General features: G+C 61.5%; 24 protein-coding genes and 1 riboswitch. Of the genes, 8 read left to right on the top strand and 16 right to left on the bottom strand.

The genetic code is table 11. From position 1 onward, the window contains the following. Positions 1-242: 242 nt before the first annotated feature. From ENJ19_07360 to ENJ19_07305, 12 genes are all read right to left on the bottom strand, one after another. Positions 243-743 carry a periplasmic heavy metal sensor gene (locus ENJ19_07360; protein HHM05546.1) on the bottom strand — a complete coding sequence of 167 codons (501 nt, stop codon included), beginning with the start codon at positions 741-743 and terminating at the stop codon, positions 243-245. Between the two features lie 95 nt (positions 744-838). After that, positions 839-1831, bottom strand: coding sequence for a glutathione synthase (locus ENJ19_07355; protein HHM05545.1), 993 nt, complete (start codon positions 1829-1831; stop codon positions 839-841). A gap of 308 nt (positions 1832-2139) precedes the next feature. Further along, a complete protein-coding gene (gshA, locus tag ENJ19_07350) occupies positions 2140-3435 on the bottom strand; it encodes a glutamate--cysteine ligase (protein ID HHM05544.1) in 1296 nt (431 codons plus the stop codon). Positions 3436-3637: 202 nt separating this feature from the next. Beyond that, complete coding sequence (locus tag ENJ19_07345) at positions 3638-4369, bottom strand: 16S rRNA (uracil(1498)-N(3))-methyltransferase (GenBank protein HHM05543.1); 732 nt, start codon at positions 4367-4369, stop codon at positions 3638-3640. Positions 4370-4371: 2 nt separating this feature from the next. Further along, positions 4372-5724 (bottom strand): adenosylmethionine--8-amino-7-oxononanoate transaminase, encoded by a 1353-nt coding sequence (locus ENJ19_07340; GenBank protein ID HHM05542.1) that lies wholly within the window; start codon positions 5722-5724, stop codon positions 4372-4374. A gap of 201 nt (positions 5725-5925) precedes the next feature. Next, a complete protein-coding gene (gene metF, locus ENJ19_07335; GenBank protein ID HHM05541.1) occupies positions 5926-6789 on the bottom strand; it encodes a methylenetetrahydrofolate reductase [NAD(P)H] in 864 nt (287 codons plus the stop codon). 122 nt (positions 6790-6911) lie between these two features. After that, positions 6912-8324, bottom strand: coding sequence for an adenosylhomocysteinase (locus tag ENJ19_07330; GenBank protein HHM05540.1), 1413 nt, complete (start codon positions 8322-8324; stop codon positions 6912-6914). A gap of 17 nt (positions 8325-8341) precedes the next feature. Further along, positions 8342-8426, bottom strand: a riboswitch (S-adenosyl-L-homocysteine riboswitch). Positions 8427-8724: 298 nt separating this feature from the next. Next, complete coding sequence (locus tag ENJ19_07325; protein ID HHM05539.1) at positions 8725-9885, bottom strand: methionine adenosyltransferase; 1161 nt, start codon at positions 9883-9885, stop codon at positions 8725-8727. A 142-nt stretch (positions 9886-10027) separates the two neighbouring features. Beyond that, a complete protein-coding gene (locus tag ENJ19_07320) occupies positions 10028-12049 on the bottom strand; it encodes a hypothetical protein (GenBank protein HHM05538.1) in 2022 nt (673 codons plus the stop codon). Between the two features lie 110 nt (positions 12050-12159). After that, a complete protein-coding gene (locus ENJ19_07315; GenBank protein HHM05537.1) occupies positions 12160-12450 on the bottom strand; it encodes a YggU family protein in 291 nt (96 codons plus the stop codon). Positions 12451-12454: 4 nt separating this feature from the next. Further along, the gene (locus ENJ19_07310) at positions 12455-13030 is read right to left on the bottom strand and encodes a YggT family protein (GenBank protein ID HHM05536.1); all 576 of its coding nucleotides are present in this window, start codon (positions 13028-13030) and stop codon (positions 12455-12457) included. Then, positions 13030-13857, bottom strand: coding sequence for a pyrroline-5-carboxylate reductase (locus ENJ19_07305; GenBank protein HHM05535.1), 828 nt, complete (start codon positions 13855-13857; stop codon positions 13030-13032). Before ENJ19_07305 ends, ENJ19_07310 begins: the two co-directional genes overlap by 1 nt. Before the next feature lie 152 nt (positions 13858-14009). Between ENJ19_07305 and ENJ19_07300 the strand changes: the two genes are divergently transcribed. Next, positions 14010-14417, top strand: a complete 408-nt coding sequence (locus ENJ19_07300; protein ID HHM05534.1) for a hypothetical protein — start codon at positions 14010-14012, stop codon at positions 14415-14417. A gap of 13 nt (positions 14418-14430) precedes the next feature. On the opposite strand, the gene smpB is transcribed toward ENJ19_07300, so the two are convergent. Further along, entirely contained in the window at positions 14431-14913 is a 483-nt protein-coding gene (smpB, locus tag ENJ19_07295) for an SsrA-binding protein SmpB (protein HHM05533.1), read from the bottom strand. A gap of 283 nt (positions 14914-15196) precedes the next feature. Here smpB and ENJ19_07290 point away from each other — a divergent pair, with 283 nt between their 5' ends. The 3 genes from ENJ19_07290 to ENJ19_07280 are packed head-to-tail and all read left to right on the top strand — an operon-like array spanning position 15197 to position 17297. Then, entirely contained in the window at positions 15197-16567 is a 1371-nt protein-coding gene (locus ENJ19_07290) for a sodium-dependent transporter (GenBank protein HHM05532.1), read from the top strand. A 12-nt stretch (positions 16568-16579) separates the two neighbouring features. Further along, a complete protein-coding gene (locus ENJ19_07285; protein ID HHM05531.1) occupies positions 16580-17011 on the top strand; it encodes a type II toxin-antitoxin system RatA family toxin in 432 nt (143 codons plus the stop codon). Beyond that, entirely contained in the window at positions 17004-17297 is a 294-nt protein-coding gene (locus ENJ19_07280) for an RnfH family protein (GenBank protein ID HHM05530.1), read from the top strand. The genes ENJ19_07285 and ENJ19_07280 overlap by 8 nt, the downstream gene beginning before the upstream one ends. 15 nt (positions 17298-17312) lie before the next feature. Here ENJ19_07280 and ENJ19_07275 read toward each other — a convergent pair whose 3' ends face one another. Beyond that, positions 17313-17858 carry an outer membrane protein assembly factor BamE gene (locus tag ENJ19_07275; protein ID HHM05529.1) on the bottom strand — a complete coding sequence of 182 codons (546 nt, stop codon included), beginning with the start codon at positions 17856-17858 and terminating at the stop codon, positions 17313-17315. Here ENJ19_07275 and fur point away from each other — a divergent pair. Then, complete coding sequence (gene fur, locus ENJ19_07270; protein HHM05528.1) at positions 17661-18188, top strand: ferric iron uptake transcriptional regulator; 528 nt, start codon at positions 17661-17663, stop codon at positions 18186-18188. The genes ENJ19_07275 and fur overlap by 198 nt on opposite strands. Positions 18189-18221: 33 nt before the next feature. On the opposite strand, the gene recN is transcribed toward fur, so the two are convergent. Together recN and ENJ19_07260 are read right to left on the bottom strand one after the other, a co-directional pair. Then, complete coding sequence (gene recN, locus ENJ19_07265) at positions 18222-19901, bottom strand: DNA repair protein RecN (protein HHM05527.1); 1680 nt, start codon at positions 19899-19901, stop codon at positions 18222-18224. A 38-nt stretch (positions 19902-19939) separates the two neighbouring features. Then, the gene (locus tag ENJ19_07260) at positions 19940-20821 is read right to left on the bottom strand and encodes an NAD(+) kinase (protein HHM05526.1); all 882 of its coding nucleotides are present in this window, start codon (positions 20819-20821) and stop codon (positions 19940-19942) included. Between the two features lie 219 nt (positions 20822-21040). Here ENJ19_07260 and hrcA point away from each other — a divergent pair, with 219 nt between their 5' ends. From hrcA to dnaK, 3 genes are all read left to right on the top strand, one after another. Beyond that, positions 21041-22081: a heat-inducible transcriptional repressor HrcA gene (gene hrcA / locus ENJ19_07255; protein ID HHM05525.1), complete on the top strand. Its 1041-nt coding sequence runs from the start codon at positions 21041-21043 to the stop codon at positions 22079-22081. 70 nt (positions 22082-22151) lie between these two features. After that, on the top strand, positions 22152-22790 hold the full coding sequence (grpE, locus tag ENJ19_07250; protein HHM05524.1) for a nucleotide exchange factor GrpE: 639 nt from the start codon (positions 22152-22154) through the stop codon (positions 22788-22790). Positions 22791-22939: 149 nt separating this feature from the next. Continuing rightward, positions 22940-24898, top strand: coding sequence for a molecular chaperone DnaK (dnaK, locus tag ENJ19_07245; GenBank protein HHM05523.1), 1959 nt, complete (start codon positions 22940-22942; stop codon positions 24896-24898). Positions 24899-24910 lie beyond the last annotated feature (12 nt).

The raw sequence follows: 24910 nt of genomic DNA, 5'->3' as shown, positions 1-24910 counted from the left end.
AATAAGAAAAAGTGTCAGTCATTTATGTAAGTCTCAATAATATCCTGCTTCAGGAGAAAAAGGTAAAAAGGGTAAAAAGGGGTCAGACCCCTTTAAAAGGGTAAAAAGGGGTCAGACCCCTTTAATTACGGCATTTGATGAGCCATCGGGTGGTGCTGTCGGTTGAAGATCTGGGTGGGCTGCGGGGCGCTGCAATGCGCCCCGCAACGCTGACTACCCGCTGTTATGCGGCGGTATCGAAGTCACTTTGCACCACTGCGCTTTAGAATTCCCATGTCATAAGAAATCCGCTGTTCCGGTGTGAGGATATCCCGCATTTCCAATATGTGATCATAGCGGTGGCGCATGATTTTGGCGTTGATGGTCATCAGTGTATCGATCTTGGCGTAAATGGCGTTTTTGTCCGCATTGTCCATGGCGGTGAGGACGTTGAGTTCTTTTTGCAGCAGTTCTTTTTGGGCTTTGAGTACGGCCATGTCGCGGGCCAGGACCAAGTGCATTTTATCGACGGCGAGCTTTTGTTCGTCGCTCAAGGTCTTGGACCAATGAGGGGTGAACAGGTGGGATTTCTTTTTGCCGTGGCTGACACTGTGATGGGGGGCGGGGTGGGCTTTGCCCATTCCCATCATGCCTTTGTCCATATTGCCGCGATGGGGTTTGGTGTCTTGCCCGGCATAGGCGGGGGCGCTGAGTGCCAGGGCGCAAAGCAGTGTGAAGGGAATGGCGTAGGCTTTTCGGGTCATGTCCGGCTCCTTTTGGTTGACGCTGTGGTGAGAAAGTCAATTCGTCAGATTGCGGGGAGCTGCTTTGGTTCAAGGCGTGTTGATTGATGATTTGGTCATTTTTCCTTGTCCCCTTTTTCAAAGGGGGGATGGAGCGCTTCCCGCGGCAGTTTGGCTGCGATGGTGTCCATCAATTGTCCGGCGATGTCCAGGCCGTACAGCGCATCCAGTTCGCGGATGCAGGTGGGGCTGGTGACGTTGATTTCGGTGAGGTGGTCGCCGATGATGTCCAGCCCGACGAACAGCAGGCCTTTGTCGCGCAAGGCGGGGCCGACCTCGGCAGTGATCCAGCGGTCCCGTTCGCTCAAAGGGACGCCTTTGGCGGTACCGCCCGCGGCCAGGTTGCCGCGGGTCTCCCCAGGCGCGGGGATGCGGGCCAGGGCGTGGGGGACGGGTTCACCGTCGATCATGAGAATGCGTTTGTCGCCGGCCCGGATTTCGGGCAGGTAGCGCTGTGCCATGATGTAGCGGTTGCCACCGTGGGTGAGCATTTCCATTACCACGTTGATGTTGTGGTCGCTGTTATGCAGGCGGAAAATGGACTGGCCGCCCATGCCTTCCAGGGGTTTCAGGATGATGTCGTTGTGTTCCCGCAAAAACTCGCGCAGGGTCTCCAGACTGCGGCTGACCACCGTGGGCGGGGTGCACTGGGGAAACCAGGCGGCGTAGAGTTTTTCGTTGCAGTCGCGCAGGCTTTGGGGTTTGTTGACCACCAGCACGCCGGCGGCCTCCGCCAGTTCCAGTATCTGCGTGGTGTAGACGTATTCCATGTCGAAGGGGGGGTCCTTGCGCATGAGGATGACGTCCAGTTCGGAAAGTGGCCGGGTGAGGTGGGCGTGGAATTCGTACCAGTTGTCAGGATCGTCGTGCACGGTGAGGCTGCGCATCCAGGCGTGGGGTGTTCCATTGCGTAACATCAGGTCACCTTGTTCCATGTACCACACTTCCCAGCCGCGTTTTTGTGCGGCCAGGAGCATGGCGAGGGTGCTGTCTTTCGCGGGTTTGATGGCACCGATGGGGTCCATGATGACGCCTAGGCGTGGGGGCATTGGGGGGTCCTGTTTATTGACGATGTTTTCCAAGGTGGCGCTGAAGAAGTGATTTTGTTCCCTTTCCTTGAGCAGGATGTTGAAAAAAGTGTTCCCGGCCTTTTGCAAGGCCGGCAGCTGCAAACTGCGGTTTGCGGCTGTCTTACACGTTCAATGACTGATTGTCATTGAACATGACGGTGCATCCTTACACCGCACACAGTTTGTCAAAAAACAGAGTTTTTCAACAAGCTGTCAGGCCCCTTCCCTAAGTGCGAGGGGGGCTTGCTTGGGCGTGGTTCGCTTGGGTGGGCGCAGCGCATCCCACGTCAAACCAATTCTGCCATTTCTCTTGCTGCTGCCAACAAAGCCAGGCGCGCAATAACACCATAGGCATAAAACCGGTTCGGCTGTGCATCCGGCGCCCGTTTGGGGTCGGGATTGTTGCAGGGCACGGCGAAGGCCAGGGGTTCGAATTTCATGCCGGGGGCGTTGAGGTTTTCGTTGGGGCCGCGGTTGGTGTGGATGCGGTAGAAACCGCCGACCACGAAGTGGTCCATCAGGTATACCACGGGTTCGGCCACGGCTTGTTTGTCGCCCCAGGTCTCAAATGTGTACACGCCTTCTTGCATGATGACTTTGCTTACCGCCTGGCCGCCTTTGCTGGCCGCCATGCGGGTGCGTTGTTTGCGGTTGAGTTCGCGCACCTCCTGTTCGGAGTGTACCGTCATCACGCCCATGCCATAGGTGCCCGCATCGGCCTTGACGATGACGAAGGGTGTTTTGTCAATCCTGTATTCGTCGTATTTGCGCTGGATGGCGCCCAGCAGGTTTTTGACATTGGTGACCAGGCATTCCTCGCCTTCACGTTTGGCGAAGTTGATTTCGCCGCATTGCAAAAAGAGGGGGTCGATCAGCCAGGGGTCGATGCCCACCAGTTCGGCCAGTTCCCGCGCCACGGTGCGGTAGTGGCTGAAGTGTTGTGATTTCAGACGCTGTGACCAGCCCAGGGCGATCGGTGGCAGCACGGTTTGATCGAGGTTTTGCAACAGCGGCGGGCAGCCGCCGGAGAGATCGTGATTGAGCAGCACGGCGCAGGGGCTGAAGTCTTCCAGTCCCAGACGGTTGCCGCGTCGCACCAGTGGTTCCAGGCGCAGGCTGCGGCCGGAGCGGAGTTCGATGTCGGCGGGGCCGGCGAGGTCTTCAATGAGTGATCCGATGCGGGTGTCGAAACCGGCCTTGCGCAGAATGTCTTGCAGGGTGGCCAGGCTTTCCAGGTAAAACAGGTTGCGGGTGTGGCTTTCCGGCACGATCAGGATTTTGGCCGCCACGGGACAATGCCGCTCCACCGCGGTTTGGGCTGCCTGGATGCACAGGGGCAGGAAATCCGGATTCAGGTTGTTGAAACCGGCGGGGAACAGATTGGTGTCCACTGGCGCCAGTTTGAAGCCGGCGTTGCGCAAATCCACGGAGCTGTAAAAAGGCGCGGGGGTTTCCAGCCAGTGGCGGCGAAACCAGTTTTCTATGGCCGCCTGGCGGTTCAGCAGATGCCGTTCGATGTGCATCAGGGGGCCGCTTTGGGCCGTGGTCAGATGGGGAACGGCGTGTAGGTGTTCCACAGACATGGTTCGCATGCTCCTCGGCGCCCGCTGGCGCGATCTTGTGACTGAACAACGGTTCAGCTTCCCAGTCCCCTTGTTTTGTTAAAAGAGAGTTGGAAACGCGCTGTGCCGTGCGTGAATAATAGCAAGTTTTGCCTGCCGGACCGCCATCGCCTGGTGCAATGGCGCAGCGGTCTGGTGCGCGGGCGGCTGTTGACCGCTGCGCTCAGGCGAAATCACCCCAGCGTGCGAGCAGGGCCGCCAGGGCTGCGACGGCGGCGGTTTCTGTGCGCAGAATGCGCGGGCCCAGGCGCAGCCCGGTGAAACCGGCTTCCCGCGCCGCAGCGATTTCCTCACCGCTGAGTCCACCCTCGGGGCCGACAAGCAGGGTGACCGGCCCGCCGCCGTTTTCCAGTTGCGACAGGCCTTTGGTCGCTTGCGGGTCCAAAACCCAACGCCGCCCCGTTGGCGGCGCCCGCAGCAGTTCGGCTAGCGTCAGCGGCAAATCCACATCCGGCACGCGGTTGCGGCCGCACTGTTCGCAGGCGCTGACAGCCACTTGTTGCCAATGAGCCAGCCGCTTGCCCAGGCGCTCGCCGCTGAGTTGCACGGTGCTGCGGGCGGTGAACACCGGGGTGATGCGGTCGACCCCCAGCTCCACCGCTTTTTGTACGGTATAGTCCATGCGTTCACCGCGGGAGATGCCCTGAACGAGCCGGAGGGGCAGGGGGGCTTCGCGTTCGATGGGGTGGAAGGGGCCGATGTCGGCCTCGGCGCGTTTTCTGCCCACCTTGCAGAGCACGGCGTCGAACTCGCCGCCCCGGCCGTTGAACAGGACAATGGGGGTACCGGCCCCGAGGCGCAGCACCCGGGTCAAATGACGCGACGCGGCCGCGCTCAGCGCCACCCGTGCCCCGGTGGCCAGATCGCCATGGTGATGGATGCGGGGAACACGCATGCTCAGTTGCGGGTTGCTTTTAGAATGCCCTGCCAGGCCACGTCGGCCATGAGCTGAATCTCGTCCGGCGTGATGACGTATGGCGGCATGAAATACACCACGTTTCCCAGCGGGCGCAGCAACACGCCGCGCTCGAGGCCGTGTTCATACACCCGCAAACCGCGGCGTTCTTTCCAGGGGTAGGGGGTGCGGTCGGCTTTGTTTTTCACCAGTTCCACCGCCAGGACCATGCCGGTCTGCCGTACCTCGGCCACGTGGGGATGCTCAAGGAAATGGACCGTGGCCCGGGCCATGGCTTCACTGAGCAATTTGTTGCGCTCCAGCGGGTGCTCTTGGGCGAAGATATCCAGGGTCGCCAGCGCGGCGCGACAGGCCAGCGCGTTGCCGGTGTAGCTGTGGGAGTGCAAAAAGGCGCTGAGTTTTTCGTAGTCGTCGTAAAAGGCCTGGTAAATATCGTCTGTGGTGAGTACCACCGATAGCGGCAAGTAGCCTGCCGTGAGGCCTTTTGAAAGGCACATGAAGTCCGGCGTGACAGCACCTTGTTCACAGGCGAACAAGGTGCCGGTGCGGCCGAAGCCCACGGCGATTTCGTCGGCGATCAGATGCACGCCATGGCGGTCGCAGGCCTGGCGTAGCAAAGACAGGTATACCGGGTGGTACATGCGCATCCCGCCGGCGCATTGCACCAGGGGTTCGATGATGACGGCGCAGACTTCGTCGGCATGTTGTTCCAGTGCCGCTTCCATGTGGGCAAACATGGCGCGGCTGTGCGCTTCCCAGCTCACTCCCGGTTCCCGGTGGTAGCAATCGGGAGAGGGCACGGTGAGGGTTTTCATCAGCAGTGGTTGATAGGTTTGTTTGTACAGGCTGACATCGCCCACGGCCAGAGCGCCCAGGGTTTCGCCGTGGTAGCTGTTACTTAAGGTGATGAACTTGGTCTTTTCGCGCGCGCCTTTGTTGCGCCAGTAGTGGAAACTCATTTTCAGGGCCACTTCCACTGCCGCCGAGCCATTGTCGGCGTAAAAGCAGTGTGTCAGGCCTGGTGGCGTAATGGCCGTGAGGCGCTCTGACAGCTCGATCACCGGTTCGTGGGTGAAGCCTGCCAGCAGCACGTGTTCCAGCGTTTCCAACTGCGTTTTCAAAGCAGCGTTGATGCGGGGGTTGGCGTGACCAAACAGATTGACCCACCAGGAGCTGATGGCGTCCAGATAGCGCTTGCCGTCGAAGTCTTCCAGCCACACGCCCTGACCGCGGCGGATGGGGATGAGGGGCAGGCGCTCGTGGTCTTTCATCTGGGTGCAGGGGTGCCAGACGACGGCGAGATCGCGTTGGGTGATTTGGGTGTTGGCGCCCATTGGAACTTGAACCCCCTGATCCCCCTCAGGGGGACTTGAATAAGGTGAAGCAACACATGGATACGGTGGGCACGGAGAGTGTGTTTGGGGAACGTTAAGGAAAAACAGAAGGCAGCAGGTCTGTGCCTTGGCTTCAGTCCGTTCTGACAAAATATACCCGAGTATACCCGGTGTTCTCCGTCTCCCCCGTGGTGGAAAAAATCACTTCGTCGGGCTGGATTTTAAACCCAGGCGTTCCCAAATGGCCATGGTGGGCCCGGCCTGGTTCATGGTGTAGAAATGCAAACCCGGCGCGCCGCCTTCCAGCAAGTCGGCGCAGAGCTTGGTGGTCACATCCAGTCCGAAGGCGCGCAGGGATTGGATGTCGTCACCGTAGTCCTGCAAACGCCAGCGCAGCCAGCGGGGGATTTCCGCGCCGCAGGCATCGGAGAAGCGCGCCAGCTGTTGGTAGTTGGTGATGGGCATGATGCCCGGGGTGACAGGCAGTTCCAGACCCATTTTTTCGCAGCTTTCCACAAAGCGGAAGTAGGCGTCAGGATTGTAGAAGTACTGGGTGATGGCCGCGTCCGCGCCGGCGTCCACTTTGCGTTTGAAGTTTTTCAAATCCGCTTCGGCGCTGGGGGCCTGGGGGTGAAACTCAGGGTAGGCGGCCACTTCGACAAAGAAATGATCGCCGCTTTCCTCGCGGATGAACGACACCAGTTCATTGGCGTAACGCAGTTCGCCCACTTGATGGCTGCCTGAAGGCAGGTCGCCGCGCAAGGCGATGATATGGCGGATGTTTTGCGACTTGTAGTGATTCAATATCTCGCGAAGGGTCTGCCGGGTGGCGCCCACGCAAGACAAGTGGGGCGCGACCGGCAGGCCGCCCTCCTTGATATCCGAGACGGCTTGAAAAGTGCGTTCCCGGGTGGAGCCGCCGGCGCCGTAGGTGACGGACACGTAGCAGGGCTTGAGGGTGCCCAGTTGTTGGTAGGTCTGGCGCAGTTTCTCCCGGCCTGTCTCGGTTTTGGGCGGGAAAAACTCGAAGCTGTAGGATTTGGGATAGGGCGCTTGGGATTTCATGCTGTGCCACCGCTGTGGAGGGGGCGACGGGGCCGTGACTCGCGCCGCGGTCCCGTCGCTTTTAGTTCCCTCTCCCGGGGGAGAGGGAACAGTCGCGTGGGCAGTTTGCCGGCCTGCCGCGATCAATAGCGATAGTGGTCAGGTTTGTACGGCCCTTCCACCGGCACGCCGATGTAGTCCGCTTGTTCCTTGCTCAGCTCGGTCAGGCGGGCGCCAATCTTGGCCAGGTGCAGGCGGGCCACTTCTTCGTCCAGTTTCTTCGGCAGCACATACACTTCGTTTTGGTACCGCTCCGGGTTTTGCCACAGCTCCATCTGCGCCAGCACCTGGTTGGTGAAGGAGTTGGACATGACGAAGCTGGGGTGACCGGTGGCGCAGCCCAGATTCACCAGCCGGCCTTCGGCCAGCAGGATGATGCGCTTGCCGTCGGGGAAGATGATGTGGTCCACCTGGGGCTTGATGTTTTCCCACTCGTATTTTTCCACGCTGGCCACGTCGATCTCGTTATCGAAATGGCCAATGTTGCAGACGATGGCCTGGTCTTTCATGGCGGCCATGTGGTCGTGGGTGATGACGTGATAGTTGCCGGTGGCGGTGACAAAGATGTCCGCCAGCGCGGCCGCCTCGTTCATGTCCACCACGCGGTAGCCCTCCATGGCCGCCTGCAGGGCGCAGATGGGATCCACTTCCGTCACCCACACCGTGGCACCCAGGCCGCGCAGGGATTGGGCGCAGCCCTTGCCCACGTCGCCATAGCCCAGCACCACGGCGATTTTGCCGGCCACCATCACATCGGTGGCGCGTTTGATGCCGTCCACCAGGGATTCGCGGCAGCCGTACAAATTGTCGAACTTGGATTTGGTCACCGAGTCGTTGACGTTGATGGCGGGGAAGGGCAGCTCGCCCTTGGCCTGCATCTGATACAGGCGATGCACGCCGGTGGTGGTTTCCTCGGTTACGCCGCGGATGTTCTTTTTGACGTTGGAATACCAGCCCGGCTGTTCCTGCAGGCGTTGTTTGATGGCGGCGAACAGCACCTGCTCTTCTTCGCTGGTGGGCTGGTCCAGCACGCTGGGATCCTGCTCCGCCCTGGCACCGAGAATGACCAGCAGCGTGGCGTCGCCGCCATCGTCCAGAATCATATTGGGGGTGCCGCCGTCGGCCCATTCCATGATTTTGTGGGTGTACTGCCAGTACTCTTCCAGGCTTTCGCCCTTGTAGGCGTATACCGGCACGCCGGTGGCGGCGATGGCGGCGGCGGCGTGGTCCTGGGTGGAGAAGATGTTGCACGAGGCCCAGCGCACCTCGGCGCCCAGTTCCCGCAGGCTTTCGATGAGTACGGCGGTCTGGATGGTCATGTGCAAACTGCCGGCGATGCGGGCGCCCTTGAGCGGTTTCTCATCGCGGGATTTGGCGCGCACGGCCATCAGGCCGGGCATTTCCGTTTCCGCGATCCTGATTTCCTTGCGGCCCCAGTCGGCCAGGCCCATGTCGGCGATGTTGTAGTCTCGGGTGGATTCGGGAATTGCGTTCATATTGATGACTCCGCTATCAATACTGAGCGCCGTTGAACCATGTGGCCACCGGAACCTTGAGCCTGACGGGCCTTCCTTCCCGCTGCAGCGCTCCTCAAGGGCGATGGCGATAGCCAGAATTCTATTTCATGTGCGTTGCCGCATCGTGTCGGACGGCCGGTAATTATAGACCTTTAGGGCGTACTAATAACCCCGCAATTAAAATTGTCGGGTTAATGTCGCGGGTGACGATCAAACAGGTCAGGACGACCTGTTTGATTGCCAAGTTAATAACCACGAGGGCGCGAAGACTATATCGGCCGGAGCAGCATCTCTTTACGCCCCCTTTTTCAAAGCGGGGAACTTATATGCCACTTCCCCCTCAACACGCCGCGTTTTCCGGGCCCCCGCGGCCAAAGAATTACAATCCCGCCGCGTCTCGCAGCACGTCCGCCTTGTCGGTGTTTTCCCAGGGGAAGTCGCCGTCTTCGCGGCCGAAGTGGCCGTAGGCGGCAGTGGGGGTGTAGATGGGCCGGCGCAGGTCCAGCATGGCGATCAGGCCGCGTGGGCGCAGGTCGAAATGCTCGCGGATGAGCTCGATGATGCGGGCATCGGAGATGCGGCCGGTGCCGAAGGTGTCCACCATGACGGAGGTGGGTTCGGCCACACCGATAGCGTAGGACACCTGGATTTCCAGGCGGTCAGCAATGCCGGCGGCCACCAGGTTCTTGGCCACGTAGCGGCCGGCATAGGCGGCGGAGCGGTCCACTTTGGTGGGGTCCTTGCCGGAAAAGCAGCCGCCGCCGTGGCGGGCCATGCCGCCGTAGGTGTCGACGATGATTTTGCGCCCGGTCAGGCCGCAATCCCCCACTGGCCCGCCGATGACGAAACGGCCCGTGGGGTTGACAAAGAACTTGGTGTTGGCGCTGATCCATTCCGCCGGCAGTACCGGGCGGATGATTTCCTCGATCACCGCCTCGGTCAGGTCCCGGTGGCTGATGTCCGGGCTGTGCTGGGTGGACAGCACCACCGCGTCCACGGCCACGGGCTGGTCGTCCTCGTAGCGGATGGTGACCTGGCTTTTGGCATCCGGGCGCAGCCAGGGCATGACGCCGTTGCGGCGCAGTTCCGACTGGCGCTTCACCAGGCGGTGGGCATAGGTGATGGCGGCGGGCATGAGCACGTCGGTTTCATTGCTGGCGTAGCCAAACATCATGCCCTGGTCGCCGGCGCCCTGCTCGTGTTCCTCGCTTTCGTCCACCCCGGCGGCGATGTCGCCCGATTGCTTGCCGATGGCGGTGAGCACGGCGCAGGAATCGCCGTCAAAGCCCATGTCCGAACTGGTGTAGCCGATGTCGTTGACGGTTTTGCGGACGATGTCCTCGGCGTCCACCCAGGCCTCGGTGGTGATTTCACCGGCGATGAGCACCATGCCGGTTTTGACCACGGTTTCGCAGGCCACCCGGGCCATGGGGTCCTGGCTCAGAATGGCATCGAGAATGGCATCAGAGAGTTGGTCGGCGACTTTGTCGGGATGACCCTCCGACACGGATTCGGAGGTGAATAAACGTGAATTCGGCATTGGATGTGGATCCTCGTTGAAATATTCCTTATTCGTCCGCGGCCGGCGTCTGGGCCGGGCCCCTGTGGGGCGCAGGTTTTTTGAGCGGGGGTATGATACTGTGCCCGGCCCGCGCTGTCATGGCGGGCACGTCGGTGGGGGGTCACACGGCCGCGGCGGAGGCGCTTTGGCCGTCTTCGGTGCCGCCGTTGCTGTCGTTGGCAGCCAGGGGGGTGTGCAGTTGCTGGTCGATGCGGGCCAGGTTTTTGGCTTCCCGGTCCAGCAGCGCCACCCGTTTTTCCAGCTCCCGCAGCTTTGCGTCCAGCGAGTCGCGGGATTCATTGATCTTGCACAGCGTTTCAAGGTGCTGGTCCAGCAGCTGTTTGTTTTCACTTACCTGCCGCACCAGGGGCACCATGATGGCCTTGAGCCAGCCGTCAGCCTCCTTGTTGGCCTTCATGAACAGGTGACGTACGTGGCTGACCAGGGAGATGAAAAATTTCTTCACCACAAAATGCTGTTCTGTCATGGTGGTCAGCGGGCTGTTGCGGAAAGCTTCCGCCTCTTCATACAAACGCTCCAGTTCCATGCGGAACTGTTTGGTGGAAAAAGGTTTGAATTTGGCCATGGACAAGCCGTGTTCTTCGTGGAATTTCCGGTAAATGGCCTGCGCCACGTTTTGTGTCTGTTCCGCCTGGGTGGCGACGGTTTGCATGGCATCGCGGGCGCCGTCGAAAAAGGTTTTCATGCCTTTTTTCATGCCGGCGGTGGTCCAGCTGCCTTCCATTTCTTTGCGGGTCCGCGCCACCAACTGGTCCACGGCCTTGATACTCAAGGCCTCGATCATGGCCTTGGAGTGCTGCGCCATGATGCGGCGGCTGGCCTGGAAGCTTTCCATGTTTTTGTTGAAGGCGGCCTGGCGTTCGCGGGTCTTGCGCATCATGGTGGTGACGACGTCGGAATTGCGGCCCGTCAGTGAACGTAGTTCATCCAGTTGTTCCCGGGCGCTGGCCAGGCGTTGTTCCACCATTTTGCGCGAGCTGTCCAGGAGCTGCTCGATGCCGCCCACCAGGGTTTCGCGGACGATTTCCATTTTGGCGGGCAGCACTTCGTCGGCGAGGTAGTTTTCCAGTTCTAACAGACGGCTGCGGCCCAAAAGATCCTGGTCCCGGCGGATCTTGGCCACCAGGGCCTTTTGCGCCGACAGGGGAAAAACGCTGGTGGTGTCGATATTGAGCAGACGGGCGGTTTCTTCGCACTGGGTTTGTACCGAGGTTTCGACTTCCTGGGCGTTTTTCATTTCGTCCCACAGGGTGTCAATTTTGTTCAGCGCGGCGACCAGTCCTTTGGTGTGGCCGTTCAAACGGTAGGATTTGATGTGGTATTGCCACATGTCCAGATCGCTGCGGGTCACACCGGTGTCGGCGGCGAGAATGAACAATACCGCGTGGGCGTTGGGGAGCATGCTCAGGGTCAGTTCCGGCTCCGTGCCCAGGGCGTTCAGGCCCGGCGTGTCCAGGATGGACAAGCCCTGTTTGAGCAGGGGATGGGGGAAGCTGATCAGGGCATGGCGCCACATGGGGATGTCCACGTGGCTGGGCGGTTTCGCGCCTTCCTCGACGCGGCCGTGGAGTTCTTCGCTGTACAGGCCCAGGCGCTTGGCTTCGTCCAGGGCCACCCGTTTGACTTTGACCACTTCTCTCAGAGCTTCGGCCATCTGGTCCGGGGCGCTGGTGTCCAACGGCACGTCGGTCCAGCGGTTGGTGTCGGCTTTGAGTTCCGCCAGACTCAGCTCTTCCAGGCGGGTTTCAATGGGCAGCAGGCGGATGTAGGCCTGGTCGGCGGCCTGATCGTAGAACAGCTCGGTGGGACACATGGTTGTGCGCCCGGCCTCCGACGGCAGCAGCCGGCGTTGATAGTCGGCGAAGAAAATCGCGTTGATGAGTTCGGTTTTGCCGCGGGAAAACTCGGCCACGAAGGCCACGGTGAGCCGGTCGCTGCGCAGACCCGCCAGGGCATCGTGAATGCGCAGTTCCACTTCCGGCGTGCCCATGCGGTGGTCGCTCAGCCATTGCTGGTAGCTTTCGATGGCGTGCGAAATTTCCGCCTTCCATCGATCATAGGCGCGCATTTGCTCCCTGAAATGGTCCTGTTCTTTCGCCGTGTTATCCACCGGTGCATGCATACCTTTGTCTCTCCCAGACCTTCTGGTGGGCAGTGGAACCCATGGGGATTATCGGTCGCGCCCCTATGGGCTTTAGGTGCAGCGTGGCAGGGGTGGGTGGCACGGGGCCGTCACGGGGGTGAAATGAAGGGGGGGAGTTTGCGCGGCGCGGCAATGCTCACTTGCTTGGCGCGCCCCGCTGTGCCTTTGAGGAGGCTGACCTTGGATTTCGCCACACCGAAGGTCCCGGCCAAAAAACGCAGCAGGGCCGCGTTGGCCGCCCCGTCCACCGGCGGCGCCGTCAGGCGCAGGCGCAGGCGTGTTCCGTGAACGCCGGCAAACTCGTTGCGGCTGGCCCGGGGCTGGACCTGCAGATTGAGGATGAGGGTGTCGCCCTGCCAGCGGTAGGGCGCGTCGGCCATGTGCTCAGCCCGTGACGCGTCCCAGATCGGCAATGGGCGCCACCACCAGTATCTTTGCCAGTTGTAACACCAGCAGTGTGAGCACCGGGGAGAGGTCGACGCCCGAGATGGGGGGGATGACGCGCCGGGCCGGGGCCAGTACCGGTTCTGTCAGCGTGTGAAGCAGAGTGGTCACGGGATTGTAGGTCTGCGGGGCCACCCAGCTCAGGATGACGCGCAGCAACACGCCGAACAGAAATACGTTGAAAAACAGGTTGAGCAGGTCCGCCAGGGAGGTGAAGAACAGCGCGCCGGCGCTGCCGCGCACACCCATGGCCAGGGTGACCAGGTAGACCTCGATCAGTTGCAGCGTCAGCATCAGTACCACCGAGGCCAGGTCGATGCCGCCCCAGCCGGGAATAATGCGCCGCAGTGGTTTCAGGGGCGGGTTGGTGATCTTGACCAGGAACTGGGATACCGGGTTGTAGAAGTCCGCCCGCAGCCATTGAAACAGGAAGCGGAGCATGACGGCCAGAATGTACAGACCGAAGAACGTGTGAATGAGCAAGACCGCCGAGTGGGCGAAATACGTGTTGTCCATCAATTTTCTCCAAACAGGGTCGCCAGTTCTTTGGAGCGTTGTTCCGCCGCCGCCAGGGCGCGCTCGAACAATGCTTCCAGTTTGCTGTCTTGCAGGACCTGAATCGCCCGCTCCGTGGTGCCTCCCGGGGAGGTGACCCGGCGGCGCAGGGCACCCAGTTCTTCCGGGCTCTCCAGCGCCATTTTCGCGGCGCCGTAAGCGGTTTGCAGGGTGAGCAGGTGTGCGCTTGCCGGGGGCAGCCCGTGCCTGACGGCGGCCTGCTCCAGCGCCTCCATGACCAGGAAGAAATAGGCCGGACCGCTACCCGACAGGGCGGTGACGGTGTCCATCTGTGCCTCGTCGTCCACCCACAGGGTCACGCCCGCCGCCCGCAGTATGGATTCGGCCAGATCCCGCTGCTCCGCATCAACATAGGCATTGGCGTACAGGGCGCTGGCGCCGCTGCCCACCAGGGCGGGGGTGTTGGGCATGGTGCGGACGATGGCGATGCCCTCGCCCAGCCAGCGGCGCAGGTCGCTCTCGCGGATACCGGCGGCGATGCTGATGACCAGCGGCTTGCGGGCGGCAACGGCGGCAGCCAGGTCTTGTGCCACTGTCTTCAGAACCTGGGGTTTCACCGCCAGCACCACCACATCGGCGTGTTCGACCGGCGTTTTGTTGTCTGCGCTGGTGTGGACGGTGTAGTGGCGGGCGTAGCGGTCCAGCTTGGCGGGGTCCGGGTCGGAGACCCACAGCCGCTCTGCCCGGCAGCCGTCTTTGATCAGGCCACCGATGAGGCTGCGCGCCATGTTGCCGCCGCCGACAAACGCAATAGTGCGCTCGCGCATGAGTGAAGTGCTTTCCTGTGAGCAGAATGCGCGGAAGATTAACATATTCGCGGGCGAAGTTCCCTGTGGCCACGTGCCCCATGAGCCGGCGAAATCGGGTAAGCTTGGGGCCTGCATTGCTTTGTGTGAACCATGATGAGGAACGTAACGCCATGACCGCCGATGACAGATCAGCCGATATGAGCATGAATGCCACCGATCTGTACCGGGAGGAGCTTTACACCGACCGCAAGGTGGGCTCTATCCGCTGTCTGCACCCGGTGCGCCGGGATGGCAGCGACGATGCCGGCCGTCAGGCCGTGTTTGTCGGGCAGGCGCAGATTCTGACCCCCATGGGGGCCTTGCCCCTGTCGTTCGAAATCCCGGCAGCGTCCCTGGAAGAGGCCGTGGCGGCGTACGGCGAGGCGGCCAAGGTCGCGGTGGACAAGGCAGTGGAAGAACTCAAGGAGTTGCGCCGCGAGGCGTCCTCTTCCATTGTTTTGCCCGACGCGGGGGGCGGTGTGGGGGCCCTGGGGGGCGCCGGTGGCGTGCCGGGCGGCGGCAAACTGCCTTTCGGCTGAGAGCGCCGCCGCGTCAGCGCAGCTTGAGCAGGCGTTGCTTTTCCCGCTGCCACTCGCGTTCTTTTTCGGCGGCCCTTTTATCGTGGAGTTTTTTGCCTTTCGCCAAGCCGATTTCCAGCTTCGCCCGGCCTTTTTTCCAATAGAGGGCCAGGGCGACCAGGGTGTAGCCTTTGCGTTCCACGGCGCCGGTCAGCTTGTCCAGCTCCTGACGGTGCAGCAGTAGCTTGCGGGTGCGGCGGGCGTCGGGGTGGATGTGGGTGGAGGCGGTGGGCAGCGGGGTGATGAGACAGCCCAGCAGCCAGGCTTCGCCGTTTTTGACGATGACGTAGCTTTCCGCCAGATTGACCCGCCCCGCGCGCAGGCTTTTGACTTCCCAGCCTTCCAGCACCAGTCCGGCATCGAAGCGGTCCTCGATGGAATAGTCGTGGCGCGCTTTTTTGTTGAGGGCGATGGTGCTGCCGGGTGCTGCGGTTTTCTTTTTCGGGCGTCGGGCCATGGGGGGGCGATTATACCCAAATTCCCGAAAAAGGTTTCCTGACCGCGAAGGACGCTGAGAACCCGACGTTTTTTAGCCGCCTGGGGCACGGAGGGCGTGGAAAGAAAACGTGCTTGTGCCATCCCTTATGTGAGGGTGCCAAAAGGCTCTTTGTGTTCCTGGTGTTGCGCGTGGGTATGTCCTGCAAGATCAGGTGCGAGTTGAGCCCGGGGGACGATTTCCGGACAATAGCCCGGCGAGGGCAGGAGTAATCAATAATAATCATTACTTTTAAGGAGTCTGCATGACGCGTCCGCACACAAGTGTTCACGGCGAGTGGTCGTCGCGCTGGGTGTTTGTGCTGGCCGCCACCGGGTCCGCGGTGGGGCTGGGAAACATCTGGAAATTCCCTTATATCACCGGCGAAAACGGCGGTGGTGCCTTTGTGCTGGTGTATCTGGTGTGCGTGGCCGTGGTGGGGATTCCCATCATGATCGCGGAAGTGATGATCGGCCGCCGGGGCCGGCAGAGTCCCATCCATACCATGCGTTCGTTGGCCCTGGAGGCGGGCAAGAGTTCCCGTTGGCAGTGGCTGGGCTGGTCCGGCGTACTCGCCGGGTTCCTGATATTGTCCTACTACAGCGTGATCGCCGGGTGGGGCCTGGCCTACGTGGTGCGTGCGGGGGCGGGGGTGTTCAACGGTGCCGGTGCCGAGCAGGTGGGCGCCATTTTCAACGAGTTTCTGGCATCGCCGGAGCGCCTCCTGGCCTGGCACACCATTTTTATGGTCATGACCATGGTGGTGGTGGCCAGGGGCGTGCGGGGCGGTCTGGAAAAAGCCGTGCGCTTTCTCATGCCGGCGTTGTTCGTGTTGCTGCTGCTGCTGGTGGGTTATGCCATGAGCACCGGCAGCTTCACGCGGGGGCTCGAATTCCTGTTCCGCCCGGACTTCAGCAAACTGTCCCAGGATGGCGTTCTCATCGCTATGGGGCACGCCTTCTTTACCTTGAGCCTGGGTATGGGGGCCATCATGATCTATGGCTCTTATCTGCCCGGTCGGGCCTCCATCGCCAAAACCTCGTTTCTTATCGCCGGCGCCGACACCGTGGTCGCCCTGATGGCCGGTATGGCGATTTTCCCCATTGTGTTTGCCAACGGCATGGCGCCGGCATCGGGGCCAGGCCTGCTGTTTGTCTCTTTGCCGGTGGCCTTCGGCCAGATGCCGGGCGGGGTGGTTTTCGGCATGCTGTTTTTTGTGCTGGTGGTGTTTGCCGCCTGGACCTCGTCGATTTCGCTGATCGAGCCGGCGGTGGCGTGGCTGGTGGAATACCGGGGCATGCGCCGCCTGACCGCCTGCTTGTGGGCGGGTGTGGCCACTTGGCTGCTGGGTATCGGCACGGTGCTGTCGTTCAATCTTTGGGCCGGATACAAGTTGTTCGGCAAGACTTTTTTCGATCTGCTTGATTACCTGACCGCCAACATCATGCTGCCCGCCGGCGGCTTGTTCATCGCTTTGTTCGCCGCCTGGGTGATGAAGCAGGCGGACGTGCGTGACGAGTTGGCCATCGTCAATGAAACCGGGTACAGGCTGTGGTGGTTCCTGGTGCGTTTCGTCACGCCCGTGGCGGTGGTGGTCGTGTTTTTGAGTGCCATCGGTGTGATCGGCAAGGCTTGAGATTCAAACAGTATGACGACGATCAATCGCAATGCCCTGGTGCCCTATTCTCCGGCGCAGATGTTCGACCTGGTGAATGATGTGGAGGCCTATCCCCGTTTTCTGCCCTGGTGTACGGGTGCCCAGGTGCTGCGCCGCGATGAGGACGAAGTGCAGGCCCGGCTGGAACTGGCCAAAGGGGGGATGGAGAAGTCCTTTACCACCCTGAACCGTCTGCAGAAAGACAAAATGATCGAAATGCGTCTGGTAGAGGGCCCGTTCAGACATTTGGAAGGGTTTTGGCGCTTTCAGAGCCTGGGCGGCCAGGGTTGCAAAGTGTCTTTGGATCTTGAATTTGAATTCGCCAACAAGCTGCTGAGTCTGGCCCTGGGTCCCATGTTCACCCAAATCGCCAACACCCTGGTGGATTCATTTTGTGCGCGGGCGGCGGATGTCTATGGCTGAGACCGGCTTGATGAATGTGGAAGTGGCCTATGCCCGGCCCGACCAGCAAGTGATCATTCCCCTGAAAGTGCCGCCACAGACGACGGTGGCGGAGGCGATTGAGCTGGCGGGTTTGGTGGAGCGTTTTCCGGAGATCGATCTTGCCAGCAACAAAGTGGGGATTTTCGGCAAGCTCACCAAGTTGGGCGCAACGCTGCGGCCCGGTGACCGGGTGGAGGTGTACCGTCCGTTGATTGCCGATCCCAAACAGGTGAGAAAAAAACGCGCCCGCGCGGTCAGCGACTAGCGGGCAGGCGTGCCGTTACTGTTGAGCGTCCGCATGGGGCAGGGGGGGGTCGGTGCGTGTCAGTTGTCCTGCGCTGAAAAACAAGCTCAGGCGCCGGTGTTCAGCTTCTTTCCCTTTTTCCTTGAACCAGTACACGTAGTCCCACCGGTCCGGGTGAAAGGGGTCTTGCAGGGTGGGTGAGCCCAGCAGAAACGTGACCTGGCGCCGGGTCATGCCCGGCTGCAGCGCTTGGAGCAGTTCGGGTGTCCATACATTGCCCTGTTGCACGGGCGGGCGGTGGGCGGAGCACGCCGTGAGGACGATTGCCCCGCTAACAGTAAGGTAAATGAGAAGCTTTTGCATTGCATCCCGGCTTTGTGAATAATGTTGGCGTGTGAAGGCTGCGCATGGTACCCCAGGCAGTGCGTGTTCCGTCAAGGTGTTGCGGCGGTGTATCGGAAGCTGGCCAATACGACAGAGGTGATTTTTGTGGAAAGCCTGGATCTGAAAAAAGCCGGTCTCAAGGCCACCCTGCCCCGCATCAAAATCCTGGAGATCTTGGAGAAAAACCGCGACGCGCATCTGCGGGCCGAGGACGTTTACAAAGCCCTGCTGGAAAGCGGCGAAGACGTGGGGCTGGCCACGGTCTACCGGGTGCTGACCCAGTTTGAAGCCGCCGGTTTGGTGTCCCGCCACCATTTTGAAGGGGGGCACGCGGTGTTTGAGCTGGATCAGGGCGAGCATCATGATCACATTTTGTGCATCGGCTGCGGTCGCGTGGATGAGTTTGTGGATGACTTGATAGAGCAGCGCCAGCGTGACATTGCAACCAAAGCCGGTTATTCCATGACTGATCACAGCCTGTACATTTACGGCCTGTGTGAGGCCTGCCGCAAAGAGAAGAAACAATAGCCCACGGCTGGTGCTGTCCGCCGCCTTGTCGGGTCATTTTTCCTCCACCGCCTGGTTTAGCATTTCGCGGGCATGGGCGCGGGTGTGGGGGGTGATCTTCACACCGCCCAGCATGCGGGCGATTTCCTCGCGCCGCTGACTGTCGCTCAAAGCCTCGATGACGGTCACCGACTGCCCGCCCTCGCGGGTTTTGCTGACGCGCAGGTGGTGCCCGGCCTGGGCGGCCACCTGGGGCAGGTGGGTGATGCACAGCACCTGCCGGCTGGCGCTCAGTGCGCGCAGTTGCCGGCCGACGATTTCCGCCACGCTGCCGCCTATCCCGACATCCACCTCGTCGAAGACCAGGGTGGGGGTGGTGAGGTTTTGTGCGGCGATGACCTGAATCGCCAGGCTGATGCGCGACAACTCGCCCCCCGAGGCCACTTTGGCCAGGGGCCGGGGCGCGGCACCCGGATTGGTGCTGACCATAAAGGCGATTTGCTCCTGGCCGGTGGCGCGGGGCTCATGCTTTGCCACCGGTTCCAAGGTGACCTCAAAGCGCCCCCCCGGCATCCCCAGTTTCTGCATGTTTTCCGTCACCTGCCGCGACAGCGCCCGGGCCGCCGTACGGCGGCTCTTGCTGAGGCGTGCCGCGAGGGTGAAGTATTGGGCTTCGGCTTCCTCCAGGGCGCGGTGGAACTCGTCCAGGCGCGCGTCCGCCGTCTCGATCCGGGTCAGTTCCTCGCCCAGGCGGGTGTGCAGGGCGGCCAGTTCCGCAGGTTCCACCCGGTGTTTGCGGGCCAGGTCATGGAGAGCGTCGAGCCGTTCCTCCACGTGTTGCAGCCGGTTGGGGTCCAGTTCCAGGCTGCTGAGATAGTGGCGCAGCTCCCCCGTCGCTTCTTCGAGCTGGATGGCGGCCTCGCGCAGCAGGGTCACGGGGGAAGCGAGGCGGGGATCCAGCCCGGTCAGGCGGTCGAGATCCCGGGCGATTCGGTCCAGCTGCTTGAGGGTGGCGCGGTCGTCATCTTCGTACAGGGCGGCGACAGCCTCCTGGGCCGACTCCAGCAGGCGGTGGGCATGCCGGAGGCGTTGGTGTTCGCGATCCAGTGCCTCCAACTCGTCCGGATGCAGCGCCAGGGCTGCCAGTTCCTCACATTGATACCGGAGCAGCTCACGGCGGGTCCGGCGGTCTTCCGCCTCGGTGCGCAGGGCCGCCTGCTGATCGCGCAGTTCACGCCAGCGGTGGAAGCAATGGCTGAGTTCTGCAACCAGGGCGTCGTGCCCTCCATAGCCGTCCAGCAGTTGCCGTTGCACCTCCCGGCGCAACAGGCTGTGGTGAGCGTGCTGGCCGTGGCTGTCCACCAGCTCGCTGCCCAGCGCCTGCAGGGTTTGCACCGGCACCGGACGGGCGTTGATGTAGGCGCGGGAACGGCCCCCGGCGGAGACCGTGCGGCGGATGATGCATTCGCCGCCGGTGTCCAGCCCCCGCTCCGTCAACCAGGCCTGGACCCGGGGCAGGGTATCAATCTGAAACACGGCGCTGACTTCCGCCTGTGCGCTGCCCTGCCTTACCGCGCTGGCATCGGCCCGCTCGCCCAGGGCCAGTCCCAGGGCGCCCACCAGGATGGATTTGCCCGCTCCGGTTTCACCGGTGAGGGCCGTCATGCCCGCGGTGAGATCCAGTTCGAGATGATGAATGATGGCGAAGTTGCGTATCGCGATGTGCGTCAGCACGGCGGTGACTGCTCCGACTGCGGATGGCGGCGGGGATATTAACCCCGCTTGGACCCCCAGCCCAGTTTCACCCGCAAAATCTGGTAATAGTCGTAGCTGCGCGGGTGGATCAGACGAATCTGTTTTTCCTTTTTGCGAATCCGGACCTGGTCGCCGGGGCTGAGATTGAATACCGCCTGCCCGTCGCAGGTGAGTTGGGCATGATCGTCACCGCAGTCCCGCATGACCACGCTGACTTCGCTGTCTCCGTCCACCACGATGGGCCGGTTGCTCAGGGTGTGGGGACAGATGGGCACCAGCGACAGGGCATTGAGACCGGGGGACAGGATGGGCCCGCCACCCGACAGGGCGTAGGCGGTGGAGCCGGTGGGGCTGCAGATAATCATGCCGTCGGACCGTTGCATGTCGACGAAGCGGCCGTCTATGTGGGTTTCGAATTCTATCATTCTGGGGGTGTGCCATTTCTGAATGACCACGTCGTTAAACGCCGTGTATTCACCCCGGCGCTCGCCGGACCGGGCGATTTCGCTGTGCAGGAGGAAACGCTGTTCGCTCACATACTGGCCTGAGAGAATTTCGCCCATGTGGTGCAGCATGGTGGCCGGGGAGATGTCCGCCAGAAAGCCCAGCCGGCCCAGATTAATGCCCACCACAGGAATGCCGTGATCCGCCAGCGAGCGGACGGCGGAAAGCAAGGTGCCGTCGCCACCCACGACCACCACCAGATCGCAGCGTCGTCCCAGCGTCGCCCGGTCCGCGATTTCCATGCCCTGGGTGGGTGCGGTCCGTGAGGTGTCGTCATCCAGCAGCACGTGGCGGCCACTGTCGCGCAGGAAGGTGCCCAGACTTGTGAGGGTGTCGGTGACGCCGGGGTCGCCATATTTTCCGATCAGGCCAATGACTTGAAACGACTTCTGCATAGTCCCGCCTTGTGTTTTTGATAACTTAGCACGGCCCGCGCAGTCCGTGAACCGGGGTGTTCTTGACACCGGCGGTGGCAGGTTGCTAAGGTCCGCCTTTAGCACTCTCAGTTTTGGAGTGCTAATACCGCGGCCAGCCAAAACCATCCCCGACAATGCCGCCTCGGCTGTGGCGGGACGGCGCGAGTGAATGTTCAAGTAAACCGAGGGCGTGCCATCATGGGCGGTTCGGAACTCACCGAGCGCGCACAACATTTGCTGAAAACACTGGTGGAGTGCCATATCCGGGATGGGCAACCGGTGGGTTCCCGGACCCTGGCACGCCACGCCGGTCTTGAACTCAGCCCGGCCACCGTGCGCAATGTCATGGCGGATCTGGAAGAGATGGGCCTGGTCACCGCGCCTCATACCTCGGCGGGACGCGTCCCCACCTCCAAGGGTTACCGCCTGTTCGTGGATTCCCTGCTGATCGTCAATCCCCTGCAGGGCGAGGAGATATCGGGCCTCAGGGATCAACTCGGCGAGCAGGAGTCACTGCCGGATTTGCTGGAAGCCGCGTCTCAGATGTTGTCCGGCCTCACGCAAATGGCCGGGTTGGTGATGGTGCCGCGGCGCGAGCGCTTTGTGTTGCGGCATGTGGAGTTCCTGGCCTTGTCCGACGACCGGGTGCTGGCCATCTTCGTGGTCAACGACAGCGAAGTGCGCAATCATATCATTCACACCCATCGCCGCTTTACCGCATCGGAGCTGGAACAGGCCGCCAATTACCTCAACTATGAGTTTTCCGGCCGTGATCTGCACGATGCCCGCGAGGCCGTGTTGCGGGCCATGAGGGAGGCGAAGGAGGAAGCCAGCGCCCTGATGCAACGGGCCGTGGAGGCCGCCGATGAGGCGCTGCGCGAAGAGCAGGATCAGGCGGACTACGTCCTCGCCGGGCAGACCAACCTGATGGGTTTTTCTGAGCTGGCCGATTTGCAGGTGTTGAGGCAGTTATTTGAGGCGTTCAGCGAAAAGCGGGACATTCTGCACCTGCTGGACCAATGTCTGGGCAGCCAGGGTGTGCAGATTTTCATCGGCCAGGAATCCGGCTACGACGCGCTCGGGGGGTGCAGCATCGTCACCGCACCCTACCAGTCCGAAGGACACACCGTGGGGGTGCTGGGGGTGATCGGCCCCACCCGCATGGCCTATGACCGGGTGATCCCCATTGTGGACGTGACGGCAAAATTATTGGGTGCCGCCTTGAATACCCGCCGTTGACCCCTATTGTTTAATCAATACAGCCAGGCAGCAGACAAAAGTGGGTGAGGAGTGTATGGAAAAAGAGGGAATGAAGGGCGATCAGCAACATCAGGCTGAATCCGACGAACACCAGGCCCAGGCAGAGCCCCGGGCCGAAGCCGCCGGCGCGGAAGGCGAGGATGCTGAACTCAGCCATGAGCAGTTGTTGCTGACCCTGCAAGACGCCAAAGCCAAAGCGGATGAATACTGGAACCAGCTCCTGCTGGCCCGGGCCGAGCTGGAAAATACCCGCAAACGGGCGGAGCGGGATGTGGAAAATGCCCACAAATTCGCCCTGGAGGGGTTTGTCAAAGAGCTGTTGCCCGTCAAAGACAGTCTGGAGCTGGCCTTGGCCGCCCTGGCCGACACCGATGAAGGCGCCCAGCAGCGCGAGGGTGTGGAGTTGACATTGAAAATGCTGGCTGGCGTGCTGGCCAAATTCGGGGTGGAAGAAGTGAACCCCGAGGGGGAGAAGTTTAATCCCGAACGGCACCAGGCCATGTCTATGCAGGATGCCCCCGGCACGCCGGCCAACACCGTGCTGACGGTGTATCAAAAAGGCTATTTGCTCAATGACCGTCTGGTGCGCCCCGCCCTGGTGGTGGTGGCCAGCGGCGCCGCTGGTGACGGCGGTGGCGGCGGTGACGAAGGTGGCGGCAAGGGCACGCATATCGACGAACAGGCTTGAAAACACCGGGGCCGGGCCCCAGTTAGCACAGCGAAGTCAAGTCGGGGCAGGCGGGCATTGTGAGCAGGCGCCCGGTTCACCCACCGAACACGATCCGACCCCGCATTCCGGGCGGGGAGTCTGAGAATTAACGACGGAGAGAGCGCGAAATGGGAAAAATTATCGGAATAGATCTGGGCACCACCAACTCTTGTGTGGCGGTCCTGGAAGGTGGCAAGCCGCGGGTGATCGAAAACGCCGAGGGTGGCCGTACCACGCCCTCCGTGGTGGCGTTTGCCGATGACGGTGAGGTGCTGGTGGGCCAGGCCGCCAAACGCCAGGCCGTGACCAATCCCGCCAACACCCTGTTTGCCATCAAGCGGTTGATCGGGCGCAAGTTCGACGACGAGGTGGTCAAGCGCGACATGGGCATGGTGCCCTACAAGATTGTTGCGGCTGACAATGGAGACGCCTGGGTGGAAGCCAAGGGCAAAAAAATGGCCCCCCCGGAAGTCTCTGCCCGGGTGCTGATGAAACTCAAAAAAGATGCCGAGGCCTATCTCGGTGAGGAGGTCAAGGAAGCCGTCATCACCGTCCCGGCTTATTTCAACGATGCCCAGCGCCAGGCCACTAAAGATGCCGGCCGCATTGCCGGGCTGGATGTCAAGCGCATCATCAACGAGCCCACTGCCGCGGCTTTGGCCTACGGCCTGGACAAAAAGCGCGGCGATCAGAAAATTGCGGTGTACGATCTGGGTGGTGGCACCTTCGATATCTCCATCATTGAAATCGCGGAAGTGGACGGCGAGCACCAGTTCGAAGTGTTGTCCACCAACGGTGACACCTTCCTGGGCGGTGAGGATTTCGACAAGCGCCTGATCGACTATCTCGTCGCCGAGTTCAAAAAAGACAATGCCGTGGATCTGTCCAACGATCCGCTGGCCCTGCAGCGCCTGAAAGAGGCCGCTGAGAAGGCCAAGATCGAGCTGTCCTCCAGTCAGCAGACGGAAATCAACCTGCCCTATATCACGGCGGACGCCACCGGGCCGAAACACCTGACCATGAAAATCACCCGGGCCAAATTGGAGTCCCTGGTGGATGATCTCATTTCCGGCACCCTGGAACCCTGTCGCAAGGCGCTGAAGGATGCCGGTCTGTCCGGTTCCGATGTTGACGAAGTGATTCTGGTGGGCGGCCAGACCCGCATGCCCAAGGTGCAGGAGACGGTCAAAGACTTCTTCGGCAAGGAACCGCGCAAAGACGTCAATCCGGACGAAGCCGTGGCCATCGGCGCGGCCATTCAGGCCGGGGTCCTGGGTGGTGAAGTGAAGGACGTGTTGCTGCTGGACGTGACGCCCCTGTCCCTGGGCATAGAAACGCTGGGCGGGGTGATGACCAAGCTCATCGAGCGCAACACCACCATTCCCACCAAGGCGACCCAGGTGTTTTCCACTGCGGATGACAATCAGACCGCGGTTACCATCCATGTCTTGCAGGGTGAGCGCGAACGGGCAGCGGACAACAAGTCCCTGGGGCGTTTCGACTTGGCTGATATTCCGCCGGCCCCCCGCGGTGTGCCGCAGATTGAAGTGACTTTTGATATCGATGCCAACGGCATTTTGAACGTGTCCGCCAAAGACAAAGCCACGGGCAAGGAGCAGTCTATCGTCATCAAGGCCTCCAGTGGTCTTAGCGAGGAGGAAATCAACCGCATGGTGCGCGATGCCGAGGCGCATGCCGCGGACGACAAGAAATTCCACGAGCTGGTTTCGGCCCGCAACCAGGCGGACAACCTGATTCACGCCACCCAGAAGTCCCTGACGGAACTGGGCGACAAGGTGGAAGCGGGCGAGAAGCAGAGCATCGAAGACGCCATTGCCGCCCTGCAGGAGGCCATGAAGGCGGACGATGTGGCCGCCATCGAAGCCAAGAGCCAGGCGCTGGCGGAAGTGTCCGGCAAACTGGCCGAGCGGGTTTATGCCCAACAGGCCGGGTCCGGTGCCGCGGCAGGTGCCGAGGCGGGGGCGTCCGGGGGCGCGCACGCCCAAAGCGACAGCGGCGGGGCCGGCAAGGAAAAGGAAGAAGTGGTGGATGCCGAGTTTGAGGAAGTAAAAGACGAGAAAAAATAATGGCTCCGGGTT

Source organism: Gammaproteobacteria bacterium (assembly GCA_011375345.1).
Classification (GTDB): Bacteria; Pseudomonadota; Gammaproteobacteria; order DRLM01; family DRLM01; genus DRLM01.
This window is presented reverse-complemented; position numbering and strand designations above follow the sequence as displayed.